The sequence below is a fragment of the Actinoplanes sp. NPDC026623 genome (assembly GCF_040638275.1).
Taxonomy (GTDB): Bacteria; Actinomycetota; Actinomycetes; order Mycobacteriales; family Micromonosporaceae; genus Actinoplanes.
Window position 1 is genome coordinate 21,741 of record NZ_JBEZXZ010000063.1, and the last position, 20,838, is coordinate 42,578.

23 protein-coding genes are annotated in these 20,838 nt (G+C 71.9%); 12 read left to right on the top strand and 11 right to left on the bottom strand.

What is annotated here, in order from left to right:
* The first annotated feature begins 59 nt into the window (after positions 1-59).
* A complete protein-coding gene (locus AB0F10_RS20095; protein ID WP_360626829.1) occupies positions 60-239 on the top strand; it encodes a hypothetical protein in 180 nt (59 codons plus the stop codon).
* Here AB0F10_RS20095 and AB0F10_RS20100 read toward each other — a convergent pair.
* The gene (locus tag AB0F10_RS20100) at positions 236-1,393 is read right to left on the bottom strand and encodes a PQQ-binding-like beta-propeller repeat protein (RefSeq protein WP_360626832.1); all 1,158 of its coding nucleotides are present in this window, start codon (positions 1,391-1,393) and stop codon (positions 236-238) included. The genes AB0F10_RS20095 and AB0F10_RS20100 overlap by 4 nt on opposite strands.
* Before the next feature lie 77 nt (positions 1,394-1,470).
* Positions 1,471-1,857, bottom strand: coding sequence for a RidA family protein (locus AB0F10_RS20105; RefSeq protein WP_360626835.1), 387 nt, complete (start codon positions 1,855-1,857; stop codon positions 1,471-1,473).
* Between the two features lie 26 nt (positions 1,858-1,883).
* Between AB0F10_RS20105 and AB0F10_RS20110 the strand changes: the two genes are divergently transcribed.
* The 5 genes from AB0F10_RS20110 to AB0F10_RS20130 all read left to right on the top strand — a co-directional run bounded on the left by AB0F10_RS20110 (position 1,884) and on the right by AB0F10_RS20130 (position 6,168).
* Entirely contained in the window at positions 1,884-2,621 is a 738-nt protein-coding gene (locus tag AB0F10_RS20110; RefSeq protein ID WP_360626838.1) for a class I SAM-dependent methyltransferase, read from the top strand.
* A gap of 311 nt (positions 2,622-2,932) precedes the next feature.
* Positions 2,933-3,691 carry a hypothetical protein gene (locus tag AB0F10_RS20115; RefSeq protein WP_360626841.1) on the top strand — a complete coding sequence of 253 codons (759 nt, stop codon included), beginning with the start codon at positions 2,933-2,935 and terminating at the stop codon, positions 3,689-3,691.
* Between the two features lie 71 nt (positions 3,692-3,762).
* Complete coding sequence (locus tag AB0F10_RS20120) at positions 3,763-4,236, top strand: hypothetical protein (RefSeq protein WP_360626844.1); 474 nt, start codon at positions 3,763-3,765, stop codon at positions 4,234-4,236.
* A gap of 32 nt (positions 4,237-4,268) precedes the next feature.
* Positions 4,269-4,892 (top strand): hypothetical protein, encoded by a 624-nt coding sequence (locus AB0F10_RS20125; RefSeq protein ID WP_360626847.1) that lies wholly within the window; start codon positions 4,269-4,271, stop codon positions 4,890-4,892.
* Positions 4,893-5,496: 604 nt separating this feature from the next.
* On the top strand, positions 5,497-6,168 hold the full coding sequence (locus AB0F10_RS20130; protein ID WP_360626850.1) for a hypothetical protein: 672 nt from the start codon (positions 5,497-5,499) through the stop codon (positions 6,166-6,168).
* 280 nt (positions 6,169-6,448) lie between these two features.
* Here AB0F10_RS20130 and AB0F10_RS20135 read toward each other — a convergent pair whose 3' ends face one another.
* From AB0F10_RS20135 to fdxA, 4 genes are all read right to left on the bottom strand, one after another.
* Positions 6,449-7,729 (bottom strand): DUF4407 domain-containing protein, encoded by a 1,281-nt coding sequence (locus AB0F10_RS20135; RefSeq protein WP_360626853.1) that lies wholly within the window; start codon positions 7,727-7,729, stop codon positions 6,449-6,451.
* Between the two features lie 141 nt (positions 7,730-7,870).
* Positions 7,871-8,527, bottom strand: coding sequence for an SIMPL domain-containing protein (locus tag AB0F10_RS20140; protein ID WP_360626856.1), 657 nt, complete (start codon positions 8,525-8,527; stop codon positions 7,871-7,873).
* Positions 8,528-8,799: 272 nt separating this feature from the next.
* Complete coding sequence (dapC, locus tag AB0F10_RS20145; RefSeq protein ID WP_360626859.1) at positions 8,800-9,888, bottom strand: succinyldiaminopimelate transaminase; 1,089 nt, start codon at positions 9,886-9,888, stop codon at positions 8,800-8,802.
* Between the two features lies 1 nt (position 9,889).
* Entirely contained in the window at positions 9,890-10,216 is a 327-nt protein-coding gene (fdxA, locus tag AB0F10_RS20150; RefSeq protein WP_360626862.1) for a ferredoxin, read from the bottom strand.
* 83 nt (positions 10,217-10,299) lie between these two features.
* On the opposite strand from fdxA, the gene AB0F10_RS20155 reads away from it, so the two are divergent.
* Positions 10,300-11,256: a GNAT family N-acetyltransferase gene (locus tag AB0F10_RS20155; RefSeq protein WP_360626865.1), complete on the top strand. Its 957-nt coding sequence runs from the start codon at positions 10,300-10,302 to the stop codon at positions 11,254-11,256.
* A gap of 8 nt (positions 11,257-11,264) precedes the next feature.
* Here AB0F10_RS20155 and AB0F10_RS20160 read toward each other — a convergent pair whose 3' ends face one another.
* The 4 genes from AB0F10_RS20160 to mshB are packed head-to-tail and all read right to left on the bottom strand — an operon-like array spanning position 11,265 to position 14,880.
* Positions 11,265-11,729 (bottom strand): hypothetical protein, encoded by a 465-nt coding sequence (locus AB0F10_RS20160; RefSeq protein ID WP_360626868.1) that lies wholly within the window; start codon positions 11,727-11,729, stop codon positions 11,265-11,267.
* A gap of 19 nt (positions 11,730-11,748) precedes the next feature.
* Positions 11,749-13,497: a VanW family protein gene (locus AB0F10_RS20165; RefSeq protein WP_360626871.1), complete on the bottom strand. Its 1,749-nt coding sequence runs from the start codon at positions 13,495-13,497 to the stop codon at positions 11,749-11,751.
* 52 nt (positions 13,498-13,549) lie between these two features.
* Positions 13,550-13,996, bottom strand: a complete 447-nt coding sequence (locus AB0F10_RS20170; RefSeq protein ID WP_360626873.1) for a hypothetical protein — start codon at positions 13,994-13,996, stop codon at positions 13,550-13,552.
* The gene (gene mshB / locus AB0F10_RS20175; RefSeq protein ID WP_360626876.1) at positions 13,993-14,880 is read right to left on the bottom strand and encodes an N-acetyl-1-D-myo-inositol-2-amino-2-deoxy-alpha-D-glucopyranoside deacetylase; all 888 of its coding nucleotides are present in this window, start codon (positions 14,878-14,880) and stop codon (positions 13,993-13,995) included. The genes AB0F10_RS20170 and mshB overlap by 4 nt, the downstream gene beginning before the upstream one ends.
* 79 nt (positions 14,881-14,959) lie before the next feature.
* Here mshB and AB0F10_RS20180 point away from each other — a divergent pair, with 79 nt between their 5' ends.
* The 5 genes from AB0F10_RS20180 (at position 14,960) to AB0F10_RS20200 (ending at position 20,459) form a co-directional block, all read left to right on the top strand.
* Positions 14,960-16,699 (top strand): prolyl oligopeptidase family serine peptidase, encoded by a 1,740-nt coding sequence (locus AB0F10_RS20180; protein ID WP_360626879.1) that lies wholly within the window; start codon positions 14,960-14,962, stop codon positions 16,697-16,699.
* Complete coding sequence (locus AB0F10_RS20185; protein WP_360626882.1) at positions 16,696-17,214, top strand: Uma2 family endonuclease; 519 nt, start codon at positions 16,696-16,698, stop codon at positions 17,212-17,214. The genes AB0F10_RS20180 and AB0F10_RS20185 overlap by 4 nt, the downstream gene beginning before the upstream one ends.
* Positions 17,215-17,251: 37 nt before the next feature.
* Complete coding sequence (locus AB0F10_RS20190) at positions 17,252-17,806, top strand: Uma2 family endonuclease (protein WP_360626885.1); 555 nt, start codon at positions 17,252-17,254, stop codon at positions 17,804-17,806.
* Between the two features lie 89 nt (positions 17,807-17,895).
* Complete coding sequence (locus tag AB0F10_RS20195) at positions 17,896-19,221, top strand: GH1 family beta-glucosidase (protein WP_360626900.1); 1,326 nt, start codon at positions 17,896-17,898, stop codon at positions 19,219-19,221.
* Positions 19,218-20,459, top strand: coding sequence for an MFS transporter (locus AB0F10_RS20200; RefSeq protein ID WP_360626888.1), 1,242 nt, complete (start codon positions 19,218-19,220; stop codon positions 20,457-20,459). The genes AB0F10_RS20195 and AB0F10_RS20200 overlap by 4 nt, the downstream gene beginning before the upstream one ends.
* Here AB0F10_RS20200 and AB0F10_RS20205 read toward each other — a convergent pair.
* Positions 20,434-20,838, bottom strand: a 405-nt coding sequence (locus AB0F10_RS20205) for a LuxR C-terminal-related transcriptional regulator (protein WP_360626891.1), incomplete at its 5' end; no start/stop codon positions are given. The genes AB0F10_RS20200 and AB0F10_RS20205 overlap by 26 nt on opposite strands.

Consider the following 20,838-nt stretch of genomic DNA (forward strand, 5'->3'; position numbering starts at 1 on the left):
TGAAGTTTTTGATTCTTTCGGCGATGACGGACCGGGTGGAGGCTCACGAAACTGGACAGATGCCTCCTCACCGACCCGACCCCTGGCAGGACCGGCCGCGGCACCGGATGCGTGGCCGGGACAAGGCGGAATTCGTCATCGCCGTGCTGCTGCTCGCCGCCCTGCTCGGCCTCCTGGCGATCAGCGTGGCGCGGGACAATCCGCAGGCACCGGGGTCGACGCCCAGCCTGGCGCCCTAGGGCGCGAAGGCCCGGATCGATGTGGCGTCGGTGGTGAACAGGCGCCCGCCCGCCACCACCACGTGATCGACCGCCGCGCCGTACCGGCGGCCGGGCGCCACGGACTCGCCGGTCGCCGGTGACAGGATCGCCAGGGCGCGGCCTCCGGTCGCGTAGAGCAGGCCGCCCGCGCGGACCGGCCGGCCCGGCTCGGCCAGCGCCCGCCGCCACAATCGGCGGCCGTCGCCCACCCCGTACGCCGCCAGCCCCGGGCCCGCCGCGAAGACCCGCCGCCCGTCGCAGGAGAGGCTCTCCACGGTGGATCGGACCGACCACACGACCCGGCCGGACCGCGAGTCGATCGCGCCGAAGCCGGCGCCGCCGCCGACCAGGAACCGGTCGCCGGCCGGGGTCGAGCTCAGCGCCGACCAGACCCGCCCCGAGCGCCAGCCGACCGCGCCGCCGCGCAGCGACACCGCCTGCGTGCCGAAGGCACCGTTCGTGCTGGAGAGCAACACCCGGGCGGATGCCACGACCTCGCCGGCCAGATCCGCGGAGTTCCGGGTCCACAGCTTCACCCCGTCGGAGACCCGGTACGCGACCACCTGGTTGCGGTCCTCGTCGCAGACGTAGCAGAAGCCGTGGGTCACCAGCACCCCGGAGCCCGCCACCAGCTTGTCGACCGTGCCGCTCTGCCGTGACCTCCACACCGGCCGGCCGGTCCGCAGGTCAAGCGCCGTGATCGTGCCCTCGTAGTCGCTCTGCGAGTGGCAACTCGTCTCGGTCGCGATCACCAGACCGTCCACGACGGCCAGGGTCTTGCCCAGATAACTGAAGCCGGTCGCCAGCCACAGCCGCCGGCCGGTACGCGCCTCCCGGGCGCCGACGCCACCGTTCTCGAACATGATCACGCGTTCGCCCGCAACCAGCGGCGGCTCCGGCGTGGTCTCGCAGCCCTCGACGCCGGGGCGCGGCGTCGCCGTCCAGCGCAGCCGCGCGCCGTCGACCGTGCTCAGGTTGAGCGCGTCCTCGTACGGGTTGTAGCCGGTGTTGCCGGGCCCGTAGCCGTCCTGCGTCCAGCCTGCGGCCGGACCCGTCGCCCGCGCGGCGACGGCGGCGGTCAGGATGGCGACGACGCCCAGCACGGCGCCCGCGACTCGCGTCCTCGTCTTCACGGCACTCACTATCGAGGCCGCGAGCGGGGCGAAGGCGGCTTTGCCCGAACACCACCCGATGCAGGCCGCGGCACCGGTCAGGGAATTACCGCGAGCGCCTCGATCTCGATCCGGAACGCCGGATCCACCAGGCCACTGACCTGCACCAGGGAGCTGGCCGGCGGCCGCAGCGGATCGATGAACTCGGCGCGCACCGAACGGAAGTCCACCAGGTCGCCCATGTTGGTGAGGAAGACGGTCAGCTTCACCACGTGGGCCAGGTCGGTGCCCGCCGCGGCGAGCGCGGCCTGGAGATTGAGGAAGACCTGGCGGGTCTGCGCCTGCGGATCGTCGGCGCCGACCATCCGGCCCTCGGCGTCGATCGGCACCTGCCCGGAGACCACGACCATCGTGCCGGTGAACGAGACGGCGTGGCTGTAGCCGTTCGTCGGCGGTAGCCCGGCGGGGTCGAGGTGGTGCCGCATGGCCGCAGCGTAACTAGGGTTGCGGCATGACGCGAGTGTTCGGCGAGGTTGCGGCCCTGTACGACGAGGTGCGCCCCGGCTACCCGGACGAGCTGCTCCCCGCCCTCACGGCCTACCACGGCGGCGTCCCCGCGCCGGTCGCCGACATCGGCGCCGGCACGGGCAAGTGCACGGAACTGCTGCTCAAGCTGGGCGCGCCGGTGACGGCCGTGGAGCCGGACCCCCGGATGGCCGCGGTGCTGGCGCACAAGTTCCCGCAGGTCGAGGTCGCGAACTCGGCCTTCGAGCAGTGGACGCCGCCGCAGGACGGATTCGGCCTGCTCGCGTGCGCGACGGCCTGGCACTGGATGGACGAGCAGACCCGCGAGCGGCGCGCCCGCACGGCCCTGCTGCCGCGCGGCACGCTGGCGATCCTCCACAACAGCCGCGGGTACGCCGTACCGCGGCACGCGGACGACATCAGCGCCGTTCTGCAGGCGATCGACCCGACCCCGTCGGTGGACGACCGCGCCGAGGACTGGGCCCGGGAGGGCCTCGAGAGCAGCGGGCTGTTCTCGGACGTCGAGGTGCACGGCTGGCACAGCTTCCCGGTGCTGAGGAAGGACCGCTACCTGCAACTGCTCCAGACGTTCTCGCCGTTTCGCCGCCACTCGACGCAGGACCAGCGGCGGGCGGTGACCGAGTTGAGCGCGGCGATCGACGGATTTGGCGGCGTCGTGGAGATGGACATCCACACCATCCTGGTGCTGGCCCGCGCGGTCTGAGGGCCCGGGTTATCGTTGACCGCGACCCCCGCCGTCCGGTGCCCGCTCCCGGACCGCGGATCCTCCCGGACTCGACAGAACCGTCGAGCGGATGCCTCTTTCAGGTGACGACCTCGTCGTTCAGCCGACCCCGTTAGGGACAAGTAAAAGAAAAAGGCGTGTCGCGGGGAAAGAAATGTGCACGGAAATCTCACGCGAGCCTTACCTGAGCGCCGCTGAAAACGCCTTCTTCCCGGACCGATCCGTTTACCCGGCTTGAGATCATGCGGCGGCACTGCTAGGCGCGGACTTTTGCCAGGCAGGCGCGCCTGATGGCGCATTTTCGCAGGCCGACCGGCTCGCACCGGCGCGCCCACCGTCAGCCGATCGGATTAGCCCGGTCGGCGCGGGCGGGCGGTATCGCGGTGTCGAAGTGGACGGACGGACGCACTATCGCGGCGCCGCGGCGAATCCGCCATCTTTGTCGCAGCGCCGGACCGCCGCACCGGATCGGCGCCACAACGAATCAAACAATGCGCACCGCGTCGACCTTCGTGACGTTGCGAGGTCGCACGCCAAGTCGTTCCAGGAGGACCACCATGGGCAACACCACCAAGCGCACCGCCACCGTCGCTGCCGCCGTCGTCCTCTCGGTTGGCGCCGGAACCGCGGCCTTCGCCTACGCCAGCGGGTGGTTCCAGGGCGGAGGCACGGTGAACGCCGCGTCGGCCGGTATCCAGAACGTGACCACGACGATCACCGTGGCGAACACCGTGCAGAACCGCCTGTTCCCCGGCAAGACGATCTCCGTGAGCGGCGACATCGTCAACCCCAACGAATACAAGATCAAGATCACTGGCGCCACCGTCACTGGCGTCACCTCGACCAAGAACGGCTCCAACAACGGGGGTTGCGCCACCGCCACGGCCGACCTCTCCGCGGCACTCACCGTCGTTCCGCTGGAGATCAACGCCGGCGCGACGGCCAACAACAAGGCGTTCACGCTCAAGATGGGCGAGAACGCGGCAGCCGCCTGCGCCGACAGCGTGCTCACCGCGACCCTGACCTTCGCCGGCGAACTCGTCCCCTGACGCACCGCGGTGGGGTGGAGCCTTCGGCCCACCCCACCGTCGGGTCATAGCCGGGGCGAGGTGGGGAGAGCATGAAGAGATGGCAGCAGGCGCTCGCCTCGGCGGCGGCCCTCGCGGGGCTGGTGGCCGCGTCCTCGCCACCCGCCGGTGGAACCAGCGAGCAGCCGATGGTCATCGCCTCGATGTCCGACGGCTACCCCCGCGAGCCGGTGTACCTCATCCTTCGTGGGCAGTTGAGCGGGCTGCACCCGGGAGCGGTGAAGCAGATCAAGGTGACCCTGGTCAACGACAGCGGCTTCACGGTCAGCCTGCACCGGCTCTCCGGACGGCCGGTGACGTCGTCGCGCCCGGACTGCCGGCCCTCGCCGGCGAACCTGCGGGTGCTCGACTATCGCGGACGCCTGCCGGTGACCATCCGGCCCCATACCCGCCGCACGCTGGCCGGATCGATTCCCATCGCGATGGGAATCGAAGCGACGCCCAAGTGCTCGAACACCAGCTTCTCGATCCTCGTCTCCGGCGCCGGCAGCAGGCGGCATCGGTGAGGCGGCCGAGACGAACCATCCTGATCGCCGGGGTGACCGTCACCCTGGCGGTCGGCGGCACGCTGGCCGCCAACGCGACCTGGTCGATTCCGAGCACCCCCACGTCCGTAAAGCTCACGACGGTGGACCTGCCGCGCGGCCCCAAGCCGAACGCCACCAAGGAGAACGGCGGGGCGGTCATCACCTGGTCGTCGCAGGAGATCGTGCCCGGCACCGCGATGCGGGGCTACATCGTCACCCGGCACGACACCGACGACGAGTCGTCGTCGAAGGTGTTCGCGGCGATCGCCGGCACGACGCTCACCGACACCGGGATGCCGCCCGGAAAGTTCTATTGGACGGTCACGCCGAAGTTCGCGGCATGGACCGGCGAGGAGAGCACGAAGAGCGAGAACCTGAAGTTCACCGCTCCGGCCGCCTCCGCGCGGACGGCCGTGGTCACCGGAGCGCCCCCGCCCGGCCGGCCCACGCCGTCCGCCGCCCCCACCCAGACGGCCGGTGGCGGGAGTGGGACGGCAGACCCGCCACCGGCCCCGCCCACCGGCCCAACGCCGCCCAAGGAGACCGACCCGCCCCCGGTCGCGGCGACCACCACGCCGCCGCCGACCGAGACCGTCCCGGATCCGGACCCATCCGGGGATGTCGGTCAGCAGTAGTCATCCCGAGTTCCCGTAGCCCTCGGCGTCGATCAAGGCGCCGGGGGCTGCGTGCGTCCTGCTTACTCTCCGTCGCGGCGGACACGGACGGATTAGGCCGTACCGCAACCGCGCCGCCCTGTATTCCGGCGCACAGCGGACGGTCGTCCGATGCGCGCCGGCGCCGCCGTGAGTCATGGTTTTCGGGCAGTCAACGAACTCACCGGAGAGACCGCCGACGGCGAACCTGAACATGAACGACGCTCGGCGATGAGCGGTCGGCGCAGACAGTGACCGCCGCGAGTTTGGATCGCCGGGCCCGCGATGCTAGCGGCCACGTCTTTCCCGATGAGCTCGGTTTAGCGCGTTGCCGCAGGTCAGGTGCGTGCCGGCTTTCACATTCCGGCGTACCTCGTGCGGGTTAAGCCGGACAGACCCTCCTGTCCGATTTATGCGCGGGCAACGGCGGACGGATTCCCGATCACGGAGCAGCACTTTTTCCGGAAATGTAGTAGTCGCTCCGGTTTTCGCCATCGCACCATCGCAGGAGGAAGCTCCGAATGCGCAAGCTCAACAGACGGCCAGCCGCCGCTTCACGCACGATCGGCGCCGCCGAGGTGACACCGTGATCCGCGACCTGCCGGTCGCGCGCGAGGTGCTCACCCGGCGTGACGGCACGTCCGGGCGCGATGGCGACGGGGACGCGTCCGAGGGCGTGCACGCCATGCCGGAGAGGACAATCGAGGTGGATCTCGACGACGAGCCCACCGCCGACCTTCGCGGCTCCGGCCGACGCCGCGGCTGGCTGCACCGGCTCGACGCGCGTACCCGATCGATCCTGACCGGCGCCGCGGCCGCGGCGGTGATCGTCAATGCCGGCGCGGTCTGGGCCTACTGGCGCATCACGGATTCGGAGACCGGCCGGCCGGCCGGCGGCACCGTCGTGGAGATGAACCTGCGCGCCCGCTCGGACCTGAACAAGGCCCTCGAGGCCGGCAGCACCGGAGACCTGACCGTGACGGTCACCAACGACAACAACTTCCCGATCCGGATCACCTCGGTCTCACCCGGCCAGGGCAACATCATCGCGGACGACGAGCACCGCGAGGCCGGCTGCGCGGACACCGGCGTGGTCGTCGCGCAGAACGCGGTCAAGGTGCGGTGGGACGTGCCCCGCAACACCGTCGGGGCGTTCACCGTTCCCGGCGGCCTGGCGATGGGTCCCGACTCCGACGCCGCCTGCGCCGGCGCCGTCTTCACCGTCCCGGTCCTGGTATCCGGCACGGCCGGCCACTGAGGCCGAACATGCCTGTGCCGGCGTCCGGCATGCCGACCGCTGAGGCCGCGCACGCCAGTGCCGATTTCGGCGTGGCCGACCGCTGAGGCCGCGCTTGCGCCGGGGCGGGTGCGGGTGCGGGGGCCGGTCATCACGGCGGCGGCGGCGATTTCGCGCCGCCTCCGCCGCACCTGATGCCCACCGGGCGCCCGTGGGTGCCCGGGCGGCGCCTCCGCCGGTAACAGAGCGTGGGCCTGGCAGCGCGCCGGAGTGAAATCGTAGCGCTGATCTGCAACTTGCACTACGCCCACAGGCTATCCACATTGCGCAGCGTGCGCGCACCGGACGGATGGTGTTCGATCAGCGGGATCACCGGCAGCGGCGGCATGGGGCTCCCGGCCACCGAGTCGTAGAGGTGCGCGCGGGCGCGTTCGATCGCCATGTCCGCGATCTCCTCGTCCCTCGAGGCCTTGCCGATGCCCTCGGCCATCACCCTCGAGGTCGCCTCCGCGTACCGGCGGACGTCCTTGAGGCACTGCTCGTAGCCGATCGCCGCCTCGTGTTCGCGGCCGCGGGCGGCCCGCGCCTCCGTCCGCTCGTACGCGTTGCCGTGCGACACGAACTTGAGCCCGACCGCCGCGCAGTCCAGGGCGATCAGCAGCAGCGCGATGCCGAGGTAGAAGGCGCCGATGCCCCAGAAGTCGGTCTTGACGAGGTACCACATCGCCTTGGTGCGGGCGCCGAAACCGGCGTCCGCCCGGATCACCTCGGCGTTGACCGTACGCTGATCGGCGATCTTGGCGGTGAGGTCCGCCTGCTCGGCGGCGCGGGCGGTCCGGGCGGCCTTCTGGGTGTCCTGCAGGCGGGCGGCCTGCGCGTCCAGCGTCGCCGCCTGGTCGTCGAGGCCGTGTGACCGCTGGACCAGGGTGTCGCAGAAGCCACCGGGCGGGCAGCCGGTCTTGCGGGACACGCCGTTGCCCTCCGAGTCGGCGATGGCCTGCTGATACAGCTCGCGTGCGTCCTTGCGCTTCTCGGCCGCCCGCGAGTTCAGCGCCCGCACCAGGCCGTCCTCGGCCATCGTCTGCTTCTTGAGCTCCCGCAGCCGGGCGTCGTAAGCGGCGATCGCCCCGCTGCCCTCGACCGCGCTGATCTGCTCGTTGTGCATCTCGTTGAGCCGCGCGTCGATCTCCGCCTGGTAGCGGGCCAGCATCAGGGGTTCGGTGATGATCACCGCGAAGAGCAGGGCGAGGGCGAGGCGGCCGAGGTACAGCCCGATCGTCGGGCGGCGCAGCAGGTCCTTGGGATCGGGCGAGTCCAGGCGGTCGTAGTTGATCGCCACCCGGCCCACCACGGCCCGGTCGTACGCGACCACCGCGATCGCCACCAGCGGGCCGACCAGCCACCGCCACCACGGGTGCGAGTAGTTCGCGCTCGCGTCGACGAAGGCGGCGCCCCCGACGGTCGCGTACAGGAAATAGAGCACGATGAAGACGCCGATGGCGTTGTAGAGAACGCGGTCGGAATGGGTCGTCACGCTGTCCGGGTTCACGTTGGCGATGCGGTGCAGGACGCGACGACGCATGGTGCCGAGTCTCGCCCATTGCGGCGGCGTGTGCGGGCGAAACGGGTGGATCACGCGGCGGCGGACGCCCGCGTGCTAGGGCGGATCATGACGGCCCGCGCGGGGCCCGGCTTCCGCCTCGCGACGCGGGATACGCACGCCCTAAGCCCGCTTGAGCGCGGTGGGCTCGGTGATGGTCACCCGGACGATCACCGAGGCCTGCACCGTCTGCCACTGTGGGTCGACGTCGAGCTCGAGGTCGGCCTCAGGCGCGCCCTTGAACGAGGCCATCCGCATCATCGGCTGTGCCCCGCCGCCGGCGCCCTCGTCGAGGATCTCCACGAGCCGGTCCACCTCGGCGCCGACGGCCTCGGCGTATTCGCGGGCGCGGTCCAGCGCGTCGGCGATCGCCGCGCGCCGCACCTCGGCACCGGCCCGGCTGCCCGGACGCAGCTGCCACCACGGGCCGGAGACCGAGACCTGATCCTGGCCGGCCAGGCGCAGCAGCAGCTCGCCGAGGACGCCGAAGTCGGAGACGGTGACCGTGGTGGTGACGCTTCCCGCGTACGCGGCGACGCGCTCGCCGCCGCCGCGCTTGAGCTCGGGGCGCACCTGCACGCCGCCGGTCTCGCGGCGCTCGACGGCGTCCGGGTATTCGTCGAGGTGGCCGCGGAGCGCGGCGGCCCGCTCGGTCAGCCGGGTCAGCGCGGTCTGCCGGTCCCGGTCGCGGGCGGACGCGGTCACGGAGAAGACCGCAAGCTCGGGCGGCACCTCGCGGGTCGACTCGCCCCGGACCACGATCATCGGTTGCTCGGCCATGGCCCGACGCTACCCGCCGGCACGCAGCACCGCCGGGCCGCGTGCCGGCGATGCCAGGCGGTCAGGCGGGCCACGGCCCGTCACGGCCGGTGCCGCGTGGCGGCGATGCCAGGCGGTCCGGCCGGCCACGGCCCATCACGGCCGTGCCGCGTGGCGGCGATGCCAGGCGGTCCGGCCGGCCACGGCCACGGCGCGGACCTGCCGCGTGGCGGCTAGACCAGGCAGTCCGGCCGGCCACGGCCAGGGCGCGGACGTGCCGCGTGGGGGTGGGGTCAGGCGGTCAGGCGGTTCACGGCCGCGGCGACGCGTTCGTCGGTCGCGGTCAGTGCGATGCGGACGTGCCGGGCCGCCGCCGGGCCGTAGAACGCGCCGGGCGCGGCCAGGATGCCGCGCTGGGCGAGCCAGTCGACGGTGTCCCAGCACTCCTCGCCGCGGGTCGACCACAGGTAGAGGCCGGCGGCGGAGTGCTCAATGGAGAACCCGGCCTTGACGAGGGCGTCCCGCAGCGCCTCCCGGCGGGCCGAGTAGAGCGCTCGCTGCTCGTTCACGTGCGCATCGTCGCCCAGGGCGGCGACCATCGCGGCCTGCACCGGAGCGGGCACGATCATGCCCGCGTGCTTGCGGACCGCGAGCAGCTCCGCGATCAGCACCGGGTCGCCGCCGAGGAAGCCGGCCCGGTAGCCGGCCAGATTGGACCGCTTGGAGAGCGAGTGCACCGAGACGATGCCGGTGTAGTCGCCGTCGCAGACCTCGTCGGCCAGCACCGAGACCGGGGTCTCCTCCCAGCCGAGGGTCAGGTAGCACTCGTCGCTGACCACGACCGCGCCGCGTTCGCGGGCCCAGTCGACCACCTTGCGCAGGTGTGCGGCGGGCAGCACCCGGCCGGTCGGGTTGGACGGCGAGTTGATCCAGACCAGCTTGACCCGCGGATCCGGGCCCAGCGCGGTCAGCGAGTCGGCGCGTACCACCTCGGCGCCGGCCAGGCGGGCGCCGACCTCGTACGTCGGGTAGCAGACCTGCGGGATGACGACGACGTCACCGCGGCCGACGCCGAGCAGCGTCGGCAGCCACGCCACCAGTTCCTTGGAGCCGATGGTCGGCAGCACGCCGAGCCGGCCGGAGGCGCCGCAGGTGCGGGCCAGCCAGTCGGCGATCGCCGCGCGCAGCGCCGGGGTCCCGGCCGTCAGCGGGTAGCCGGGCGCGTCGGACGCGTCGGCCAGGGCCGACTGGATCAGCGGCGGGACCGGATCGACCGGGGTGCCGACCGACAGGTCCACGATGCCGTCCGGATGCGCCGCGGCGACCGCCTTGGCCGGCTCCAGCAGGTCCCAGGGGAAGTCTGGCAGCGAGGCCGACAGCACGTCAGTGTGCGTCGCCGCGCGGCGGCTGCGAGGTCACGAACGGGGTGTCCTTGTCGATCTTGCCGACCTTGGAGGCGCCACCGGGCGAACCGAGGTCCTCGAAGAACTCGTAGTTCGCGCTCGTGTAGTCCTTCCACTGCTCCGGCACGTCATCCTCGTAGAAGATGGCCTCCACCGGGCAGACCGGCTCACAGGCACCGCAGTCAACACACTCATCGGGGTGGATGTAAAGCATCCGGTTGCCCTCGTAGATGCAGTCGACGGGGCACTCTTCGATGCATGCCTTGTCGAGCACATCGACGCAGGGCTCAGCGATGATGTAAGTCACGGGTCTTTCCCTTCCAGAGCCACGCCGCGGGACACCGCGACGGTACGGGCAGAGCCTAGTATCCCGCCGGAAGGAGGTGGCACGTGCTCCGACGGCAGGATGTGGGACACCGGGTAGTAGTTCGCCGAATTGTAGGTGTCTCCCAGAATCGCCCACTTTTCACGGACGCGCTCGGTGAGCTTGTCGAGCTGACGGAGACGGAACTCACGTTGGCCACCGCCAAGGGCACGCTGTGCATACCGCTGCGCGAGGTGCACCGGGCCAAGCGGGTGCCGCCCGCCCGCCGGCCGCCCGCCGCTGACGTGGTCGCCCTCGAGCTCGCGGCGAACGAGGCCTGGCCGGCCCCGGTCCAGGCCCGCCTCGGCGGCTGGATCCTGCGCGCGGCGCAGAACTGGACGGGCCGGGCAAATTCGGCGTTGGCGGTCGGCGACCCGGACCGCACTCTCGAAGACGCCATCGACGCCGTCGAGCAGTGGTATGCGGCCCGAGGCCAGCGCCCGATGATCAACGCGCCGATGCCGCTGGCCGCCCCGGTCAACGCGGCGCTCGTCGCCCGCGGCTGGACGGCCCGCCCGCTGACGCTGCTGCAGACCGCCGCCGTGCCCGGCCTGGTCGGCGACGTCCGGCGGGACCTGCCGCCGGTCGAGCTCGCCGACACCCCCAGCGACGCCTGGTACGAGATGGTCGCGGAGCACAAGGGCGCGCTGCCCGCGGTCGCGAGGCAGCTTCTCACCGGCGTTCCGGACGTGGTCTTCGCGTCCGTGCGGGACGAGGCCGGAGGCCTGCTCGCGATCGGCCGCGGCGCGGTCACCGGCCCGGATCGCTGGCTCGGGATCTCCCTGGTGCAGACCGCGCCGGCCGCCCGGCGGCGCGGCCTGGGCCGGCACCTGGTGCGCGCGGTGGCCGGCTGGGCGCAGCAGCGCGGCGCCGCGCGGGCCTACCTGCAGGTGGAGGAGCGGAACACCGGCGCGTCCGCGCTCTATCAGGGTCTCGGTTTCCGCACCCACCACACCTACCTGACCCGCGAGGCGCCCGGCTGACGGGCGCCTCAGCGGCGGACGACGCGGCGCGGCTTGGTCGTCTTCGCCTTGGCGAAGGCCGCGAGCGACCGGGACCGGTAGTCGCGCCCGAGCATGGTCGCGATCCAGTAGCCGAGCAGCGTGCCGACGATGGCGAAGCCGCCGTAGAGCCAGACCTGGGAGAAGAAGTTCCCGGCGCCCGAGGCGAACGGCGTGTCACCGCTGATGAACGGCCCGACCAGGATGGTCAGCAGCATCCCGCCGAGCGCCGCGGCGCCGATTTCGGGCAGCCACGAACTCGGCGGCACCCGCTGAGCGCGGACGAACGTCACGATCGCCAGCACGATGCCGATGGCGGCGAACATCGCGATCGAGACCCGGCTCTCGGCCGTCTCGTTGTCGGTGAAGCCGATGCGGATCACGAGCCGCGCGATCACGTTGATCGCGAACAGGCCGACCGCCAGCACCACGATCGGCACCCAACGCTGCTTCATGGCGTCCTCCCCTGACGAACTACGGCTTCTCGCCGCAAATGAATCGTGGCTCGGGATCGTAGCGCCAGGTGAACTTCTCGCGCGCGATCTCTTTGCCGTCCTTGCGGATGACGCGCCACGCGTCCTGGGTGAAGCCCGGAAGTCCGCTGCTGGTGATGCACTTCGGCCCCGGCTCGCGGTAGACGGTCGGCGGCGAGGTGAGGTCGCGGCGCGGGCTGCGCACGGTCTTGACGCTGTCGTAGACCTTGGTGCTCCACAGCGTGACGGTCACGGACCGGTTCGTGTACGCCGTGTCGATGAAGACCCCGTACGGCGTGGTGTTCTTGAATTTCAGATCGAGCGTCGGGTAGAAGATCGTCGACTCGATGACCGCCGGATAGCGGGAGAAGTAGAACGAGTGGGGCTTGTGCTCGACGTCCTCGAGCCCGGCGTAGTAGGCCGCGTTGAACAGCGTCGTGGTGAACTGCGAGGCGCCGCCGCCGACGCCCGGCTCGAGCCTGCCGCCGACGATGACCGGGGCGTCCTGGTAGCCGGAGTCGTAGTCGCGCTCGCCGGTGTGCGCGTTCAGCGAGAACGTCTCGCCCGGCAGCACGACCGCGCCGTCGACGGCCCGGGCGATGTTCATGATGTTCTGGCTGCGCGGCGAGCCGCCGCCGCCGGTGAAGCGGGTGGTGAAGGTGGAGACCTTCTCCTTGACCCCGAGGGCGGCCAGGTCGGTGTCGGTCCTGGTGGCGTTCTGCGTGGTGAGGCTCGCGACGACGGACCGGGGCCCGGTGTTGGGCAGCACGCCGAGCAGCGCCGGGCCGAGCAGGTTGAGGTCGACCATGTCGCCCGGGCGGCCCTCCACGATCGCCGGCTTTCCGCCCTTCAGGACGATCTTCGCCGGCTCGGGTGGCGTCTCGACCCGGGCGAACTCCTTCGCGGCGGCGTCGTGCAGCCGCGGGCCGTCGATCATCGGGGTCAGCAGCCCGTAGTCGTCGGAGCGGAAGACCAGGCCCCTGGCGATCGCCCTGGGCGTCAGGGTGAGCGACCTGCTGCCGACGGTGATGGTGACCGGCGCCGCGACGGCCGGGATCGCCAGGCCGGACATCAGCACGTCGACCTGCTCCGCCGTCGTCGCCGGCGGCTTGGTGGGCAGGGTGATCTCGGCGGTGCCGCCGACCAGCCAGGCCTTGCGGATCGCGGCCACGGCGGCCGGCAGGTCGAGGTTCCTGCCCGGCGCCGGGTAGGTGGCGGCCGGCCTCAGGCCCGCGTACGCGATGCCGGGCTTCTTCATCGTGATCTGCTTCGGGTCGACCTGCCCGCGCAGCACCGCCTCGAGCTTCGTCGCGTCGATCTCGATGACCGGCGGCACCGTGCGCCCGTCGAGCAGCGCCGGGCCGCCGCTCCTGATGGCCCTGCCGACCGACAGGTCGACGTTGAGCGTCATGGCGATGTCGGCCGGCTTGATCGAGAAGGCCTTGCCGGCCAGGTTCACCGACACCGGTTCGCCCCGGCGCGGCTCGACCGCGGTGGTCAGCGTGCGCTCGGCCTCGGTGCGGGACAGGCCTCCCAGGTCGACGCCGAGCACCCGGGTACCTCGCGGAACGTCACCGCCGTAGGCCCAGGCGGCCGCGGCGGCTCCCGCGATGAGGACGGCCGCCACGGTGCCGACCACGACGATCCGCTTGCGGCTGACCGGCCCCTCGGCGGGGGACGCGTCCTGCGGCGCTAGCGGGTCCGGCGCTGTCGATGGGGCCTGACCGGCGGAAGATTCTGAGACGAACACGGCGTAAGTGTGCAGGCCGGGCGCCGATAGCGACAAACGCCACGAGCGGTCGTCACAGCTTTGTGACAGGCGCCGGCTTCAAGATCAGCTTGTACATGTACACGGCGAACGTCAGGCTGCCCACGAGGATCATCACCAGCGCGACCCAGTTGTCGCCGCTGATCAAATAGTCACCCTCCGTGGTCCTGAACCCGGTCGCGGCGAACATGATCAATGTCCAGACCGCCCACGGCGGGCCCAGCGCCCAGCGCCGGCCGACAGTCGTCACGGCGAACCAGCAGAGCGCCAGGTTGGCGACCACGGCCACCGGAATCGCCACCCCGATCGGCACGCCGCCGATCCGCAGCGGGGTCAGCACGAGCTCCAGCACCGCGCTGAAGATCGTGGCGAGCATGGCGACGACGAGGCCGGCGGTCCTGATCGTCGTCTCGAGCGCCCGGCTCGGCTCGGCCCGCGGCGCCGGGTCGGCGGAGGCCGAGGCGGGAGCCTCGAGCGTCATCGCCCGACCACGTTGCTGAACAGGTCGGCCTCCCACTTGTGCGGGCCGCCCACCTCGCCGCGGTCGCCCTTGACCAGGGTGAAGTATTCGACGCCCATGAACTCGCCGCCGAAGTCCCCGGCGATGCCGTACAGCCAGGAGTTCTCCGGGATCTGGGTCGCGTGGGCGCGCATCGCGGCGACCTTCTGCTCGTAGAAGTCCGTGCCGTCGATCCGGGCCGCGATCTCGTCGTCGGGGTGGCCGAACGGCAGGTCCTCGACGTTCTCCACGTCGGCGAACGGGTTGTCGTCCATGCCCCGGAACGCCGCCATCCCGCCCTCGAGCACGCTCAGCGGCATCGCGGTCCAGTAGATCTTCTCCGGCCCGAAGCCCTCGGCCTCGGCCAGTTCCGCCGCACGCATCGCGACCCGGTGCGCCTGGATGTGATCGGGATGACCGTAGAAGCCGTTCTCGTCGTACGTGATGAGCACCTGCGGGCGTACCTCCCGCATGATCTCCAGGCACTGCCGGGCGGCGACCTCGAGGTCGGCCTGCCAGAAGGCCCGGGGGTGGTTGTTGGTCTCGAGACCCATCATCCCCGAGTCGCGGTAGCGGCCCGCGCCGCCGAGGATGCGGTGATCGGTGACGCCCAGGGCGGCGCAGGCCCGGTCGAGCTCGCCGATCCGCCACCCGCCGAGCTGGTCCGCCTGCCGGGCCTCGAGCTGCGCCAGCGTGGGGACGTGGATCTCGCCCTCCTCGCCGAGCGTGCACGTCACCAGGGTCACCAGGGCACCCTCGGCGACGTAGCGGGCCATGGTGGCGCCGGTGCCGGTGACCTCGTCGTCCGGGTGGGCGTGCACGAGCATCAGGCGGCGTGCGGGCAGCGCGTTCGTCACGGCCGCCACTCTACGCGCGAGCCCCGGACGCCCCCACGTACGCGGTTTGCCAGGCGCGAGGGGCGGGTGATCGGCGATGCTGGTCGGCGTGGAGTATCCCGAACTGGCGGACCGCACCGGCCGGTTCCGTTTCGGCACCCCGCACGCCCTGACGGTCGGCGACGACGGCGCGCGGGTCGCCTTCCTGCGCTCCGCCGGCCCCCGGGACCCGGAACCCGGCCTGTGGTCGCTCGACGTCGCCACCGCGGCGCTCACCCTGGTGGCGGCCGGGCCGGTCCACTCGTACGCGGGCTCGGCGAAGCTCGACGTGCTGGCCTGGGCGCACGAGGGCCGGCTGTTCACCTCCACCGCCGGGCGGATCGACACCGCCGCCACGGCCCTGGACCCGCGCCCGGACCCGGCCGGGCGGCACATCGGCTACCTCACCCCCGACGGCTGTCTGCGGGTGATCACCGGCTCCGACGATCAGCTGATCGCGGGCGAGCCCGACGCCTCCTGGGGAGTCGCGGAGCCGGCCGCGGCCGAGTTCGGCCGCGACCGCGGCTGGTGGTGGTCCCCCGACGGCACCCAGATCCTGGCCGTACGCAGCACCGACACGGCACCGAGCCTGCACCTGCTGGACCTGTTCGGCGGCTGGGTCGACGTGCACTGGGACCGGGAGACCTACCCGTACCTGACCGACATGCACTGGAGCGGCACCGGGCACGCCCTGATCACGGTGCTGCGGCGCACCCAGCAGCACGGCCTGGTGCTCTCCATCGACCCGCGCACCGGCGAGACCCAGGTGCACGCCGAGCTCGCCGACGCGCGCTGGGTCGAGCCGCTGCCCGGCACGCCCCGGCAGCTGCCCGACGGCCGCATCATGGTCGGCGGCGAGCTGGCGCACGACGGCTTCGACGCCCGCTGCCTCTTCGCCGACGGCAGCCTGATCACCCCGCCCGGCCTCTACATCCGCCGGGTCGCCGGCGTCCTGCCCCGGCCGACCGGCGGCCCCGAGATCATCATCGAGGGCACCGAGGGCGAGCCCGCCGAGCAGCACGTCTTCGCGGTCCGCACGGCGCAGGCCGGCGGCGTCAGCTCCCGCCGGCTCACCGCGGAACCCGGCTGGCACACCGCCACCGTCGGCGGCGACGTGCTCGTCGTCGACCTGACGGTCCTCCGCGGCTCGGCCGAGGTCCGCGAGCTGCCGTCGGTGGCGGAGCCGCTGCCGTACGCGCCCCGGCCGGTCCTCGAGCGGGTGACCGACCGGCGGCTGCCGAGCGGGGTCCTCTACCCCACCGGCCACGTGACAGGCACCAGACTGCCGGTCCTGCTCGAGCTGGGCGAGGGGCCGGGACACCAGCAGGTCGTGGTCGACCCGGCCCGCTGGCAGGAGCGGCAGTGGTGGGCCGACGCCGGCTTCATCGTGGTCAGCGTCGACTCCCGGGGCACACCGGGGGTGGCGCCCAGCTTCGAGAAGGTGATCTACCGGCGGCTGGCCGACGTGGCCCTGATCGACCACATCGACGCGCTGCGGTTCCTCACCGGCAAGCACCCCGACCTGGACCTGAGACGGGTCGCCGTGCGCGGGACCCGGCTCGGCGGCTGGCTGGCGGCCGTGGCCGTGCAGCGCCGGCACGACATCTTCCGCTGCGGCGTCGCCCTCGACCCGATCACCGACTGGGCCGCGCTGCCCACCGCGTACGCGGAGCGCTATCTCGGCAGCCAGGCCGACAACTCCGACGTCTACCACCACCATCGCGTGGAACCGGCGGCGGCCGGGCTACTGATCTCCCCCGCCGGGGGGCTGTCCGAAGAACTCGCATTCGTGACCCGGGAGTGTGCATGACGTCAACCCTGATCGGCCGCAGCCTGCCCTTGGAAGCCACGGCGACGACGGCGGCCGACTACCTCCAGCTCGGCGAGACGGCGCCCCGTACGGAGCTGTGGGACGGCGGCGTACTCACCTGCCCGAGAGACACGCCGAGACACCAGCTGATCCTGAACGCCCTGGCGAACGCGCTCCGGGCGAACCGCACGGACCTGAACGTGATCGCGGGCGTACCGGTGCACCTGGGCCCGCACCGCATCGCGGTCCCGGACCTGATCATCGCGGGCACGATCGACCTGGACCAGCCGCTTGTCGACGCCGCGTCGGTGCGCCTGGTCTGCGAGATCACGTCCGCGACCAGCGCGACGATCGACTGGTCCCTGAAGATGCACGCGTACGCGCAGGCGGGCATTCCGTGCTACCTGCTGGCGGAGCCGGAGCGGGGGCTGCTGCACAGCTACATGCTGTCGGCGCAGGGCTATGTCGAGCAGTCGGTGATGCAGCTCGTCCGAGTCACCGGGCTGAATCTCTGACCGGCCCGATCATGGCCGGTTGTGGGAAACTCGGGCCATGACGTCCGCCATCTTCGGCCGGGGATTGCCGATGACAGAGCACGAGTTCCTCGCGCTGGGCGAGACCTCCGAGCGCGTCGAACTCTTCGACGGGAGCTTGTACGTGACCCCCGCACCGACCCCGCGGCATCAGATGATCTCTCGAAGGCTGGCGAACCTGCTCGACGCGGGCGCCGGCAAGGCTGGGCTGATCGTGATGGAGGCGGTCAACGTACGGCTGCAACCCGGCCGGATCCCGATTCCCGACCTCGTGGTGACCACCGAGATCGACCTGGACGAGTCTGTCATCGACGCCGAGGCGGTCCTGCTGGTCTGCGAGATCGTCTCGCCCTCGAACGCCTCAGCAGACAGGGTGCTGAAGATGCACTACTACGCGGCCGCGGGCATACCCTGGTATCTGCTGGTCGAACAGGACACCGCCGCGCTGCACCTCTACGAGCTCACCGGCGACCACTACGCGGAGCGGTCGGTCACGAAGGCCGGCGAGGTGCTGCACCTGACCGAGCCGCTGGCCGCCAGGATCCCGCCCGCGGATCTGCGCCCGCCAGACTGACCCGCACGCCCCGACCTCTACCGCAGCCCCCCACGCGGCACTAACCTGAGCCGAATTCACTTCTGAGGGGGACGTGGGTCGTGGACGCACTGCCGAGCTTTCCGCCGGGTTTCCTCTGGGGCGTCTCCACCGCGTCCTATCAGATCGAGGGCGCCGTGCACGAGGACGGCCGGGGCCAGTCGATCTGGGACACCTTCGCCCACACGCCCGGGCGCGTGCGCGACGGCGACACCGGCGACGTCGCCTGCGACCACTACCACCGCTGGCCGGAGGATGTGGAGCTGCTCGGCGACCTGGGTGTGCGCGCCTACCGGTTCTCCATCGCCTGGCCCCGGGTGCAGCCCGACGGCTCCGGGGCCGTCAATCCCCGGGGCCTGGACTTCTACGACAACCTGGTCGACGCCCTGCTGGCGCGCGGGGTCATCCCGGTGCCCACGCTGTTCCACTGGGACCTGCCCCAGGCGCTGGAGGACGCCGGCGGCTGGCTGAACCGCGACACCGCGTACCGGTTCGCCGAGTACGCGGCCGTCGTCGCGGACCGGCTCGGTGACCGGGTCACCCGCTGGATCACCCTCAACGAGCCGATCGTGCACCTGGCCGAGGGGTACGCCTTCGGCACGCACGCGCCGGGGCGGGCGCTGATGTTCGACGCGCTGCCGGTCGCGCATCACCAGTTGCTCGGGCACGGCCTGGCGGTGCGCGCCCTGCGCGCTCGCGGCGCCACCGAGGTGATGATCACCAACAACTGCACGCCGGTGCGGCCGGCGGGCCCCGGTCCCGAGGACGCCACCGCGGCCGCGATCTACGACGCGTTCCACAACGGACTGTTCCTCGATCCGATGCTGACCGGCCGGTATCCGGAGCTGTCGGGGATGCCCGCCGACGCCCCGTTCATCCACGACGGCGACCTCGACATCATCGGCACGCCCGTCGACGCGCTCGGCATCAACTACTACCAGCCGAACCGGATCGGCGCGCCGGGGGCCGACAGCCCGCTGCCGTTCGAGATCCTGCCGATCGAGGGCGTGCCGCAGACCGCGTTCGGCTGGCCCGTCGTTCCCGGCGGGCTGCGCGAGCTGATGGTCGGGCTGCGTGCGCGTTACGGCGCCGCGCTGCCGCCGATCTACATCACCGAGAACGGCTGCTCCACCGTCGACGTGCCCGACGCCGACGATCGGGTGCACGACGCCGCGCGCATCGACTATCTCGACTCCCACCTGCGCGCCCTGCACCAGGCCATTGACGAGGGCGTCGACGTCCGCGGGTACTTCGTCTGGTCGCTGATGGACAACTTCGAGTGGGAGGAGGGCTATCACCAGCGCTTCGGGCTGGTACGCGTCGACTACGACACCCAGCGCCGAACACCGAAGGACTCGTACGAGTGGCTCCGCTCGGCCCTGGCCGCCCAACCGTGACCGACCCCGTCACCGTCGCCGTCGAGCCGACCGCCCGGGTCGGCACCCGCTGGATCTCGCTGCTGTCGCTGGCCAGCCTCGGCCTGTGGATGGGCTACTTCGGCCCCCTCCAGGTGCTGCTGCCCAACCAGGTGCAGGAGACGGCGGGCGACGACAAGACCGTCGTGCTCGGCATCGTCACCGGCGCCGGCGCGCTGGTCGCCGCCCTGGTCGGCCCGATCGCGGGCGCGATCTCGGACGCCACCACGGCGCGCACCGGGCGCCGGCACACCTGGATCGCCGCGGGAGCCCTGCTCGCCTTCGCGGGCCTGGCCCTGCTGGCCGTGCAGCACACCGTGCTCGGGCTGGCGCTCGCCTGGTGCGTCGCGCAGACCGGGCTCAACACCCTGCAGGCCGGGCTCACCGCGATCGTCCCGGACCGCGTGCCGGTCCGGCAGCGCGGGCTGGTCTCCGGCTGGGTGGGCCTGACCCAGTCGATCGGGGTGGTCATCGGCGTCCTGCTGGTCACCGCGGTGATCGCCGGCACGGTCGGCGGCTACCTGCTGATCGGCGTGCTGGTGGTGCTCACCGCGACGCCGTTCGTGCTCGCCACCGCCGATCCCCCGGCGGCGGCCGGCACCGTGCCGCGGCTCAGCGCCCGGTCGCTGCTGGGCTCGTACCGGTTCAGCCCGCGCGAGAACCCCGACTTCGCGTGGGCCTGGATCACCCGCTTCCTGGTGCAGCTCGGCAACGCCATGGCCACGCTCTACCTGCTGTACTTCCTGCGCGACCGGGTGGGCTACGCGGACCCCGACACCGGGCTGCTGCTGCTCATCGTCGTGTACACCGCCGCGACCCTGCTCACCGTGGTCGTCGGCGGGGTGCTGTCGGACCGGGCCGGCCGGCGCAAACCCTCGGTGATCGTGTCGGGGTACGTCATGGCCGCCGCGGCCGTGCTGCTCGCCTTCTGGCCGACCTGGACCGGCGCCCTGATCGCCGCGGGCGTGCTCGGTCTCGGCTTCGGCGTCTATCTCTCCGTCGACCAGGCGCTGATCACCCAGGTGCTCCCGGCCGCCCAGGACCGGGCCCGGGACCTCGGCATCATCAACATCGCCAACTCCGCGCCGCAGGTGCTCGGCCCCGCGCTGGCCTTCCCCATCGTGGCCTACCTCGGCGGCTATCCGGCGCTGTACCTCACGGTCGCCGCGGTCACGGTGCTCGGCTCCGTCCTGGTCACCCGGATCCGCTCGGTCGCCTGACGCCGGCGTCCGCCGCGAGCCGGGTGGCGACCGCGGCGCGGCGCCCCACGCCGAGTTTGGCGAGCACCCGGCCGACGTGCACCCCGACCGTGCCCACGCTGAGGAACAGCCGCCCGGCGATCTGCCGGTTCGTCAGCCCCTCGGCGACCAGCACGGCCACCTCCCGTTCCCGGGCGGTCAGGTCGTGCCGGTCGCCGGACCGCGGCCGGCGCGCGTTCATCCGCCGCTCGTCGCGTACGACCGAGTCGTACAGCAGCGGGGCCTGTGCCGCGGTGAAGCGGGAGCGGGCGTCGGCGTAGCGGGCCCGCGCCTGCTCCGGCCGCCGCAACGCGGCCAGGGCATTCGCGGCGAGGTGGTGTGCTCGTCCCGCGGCGAGGCG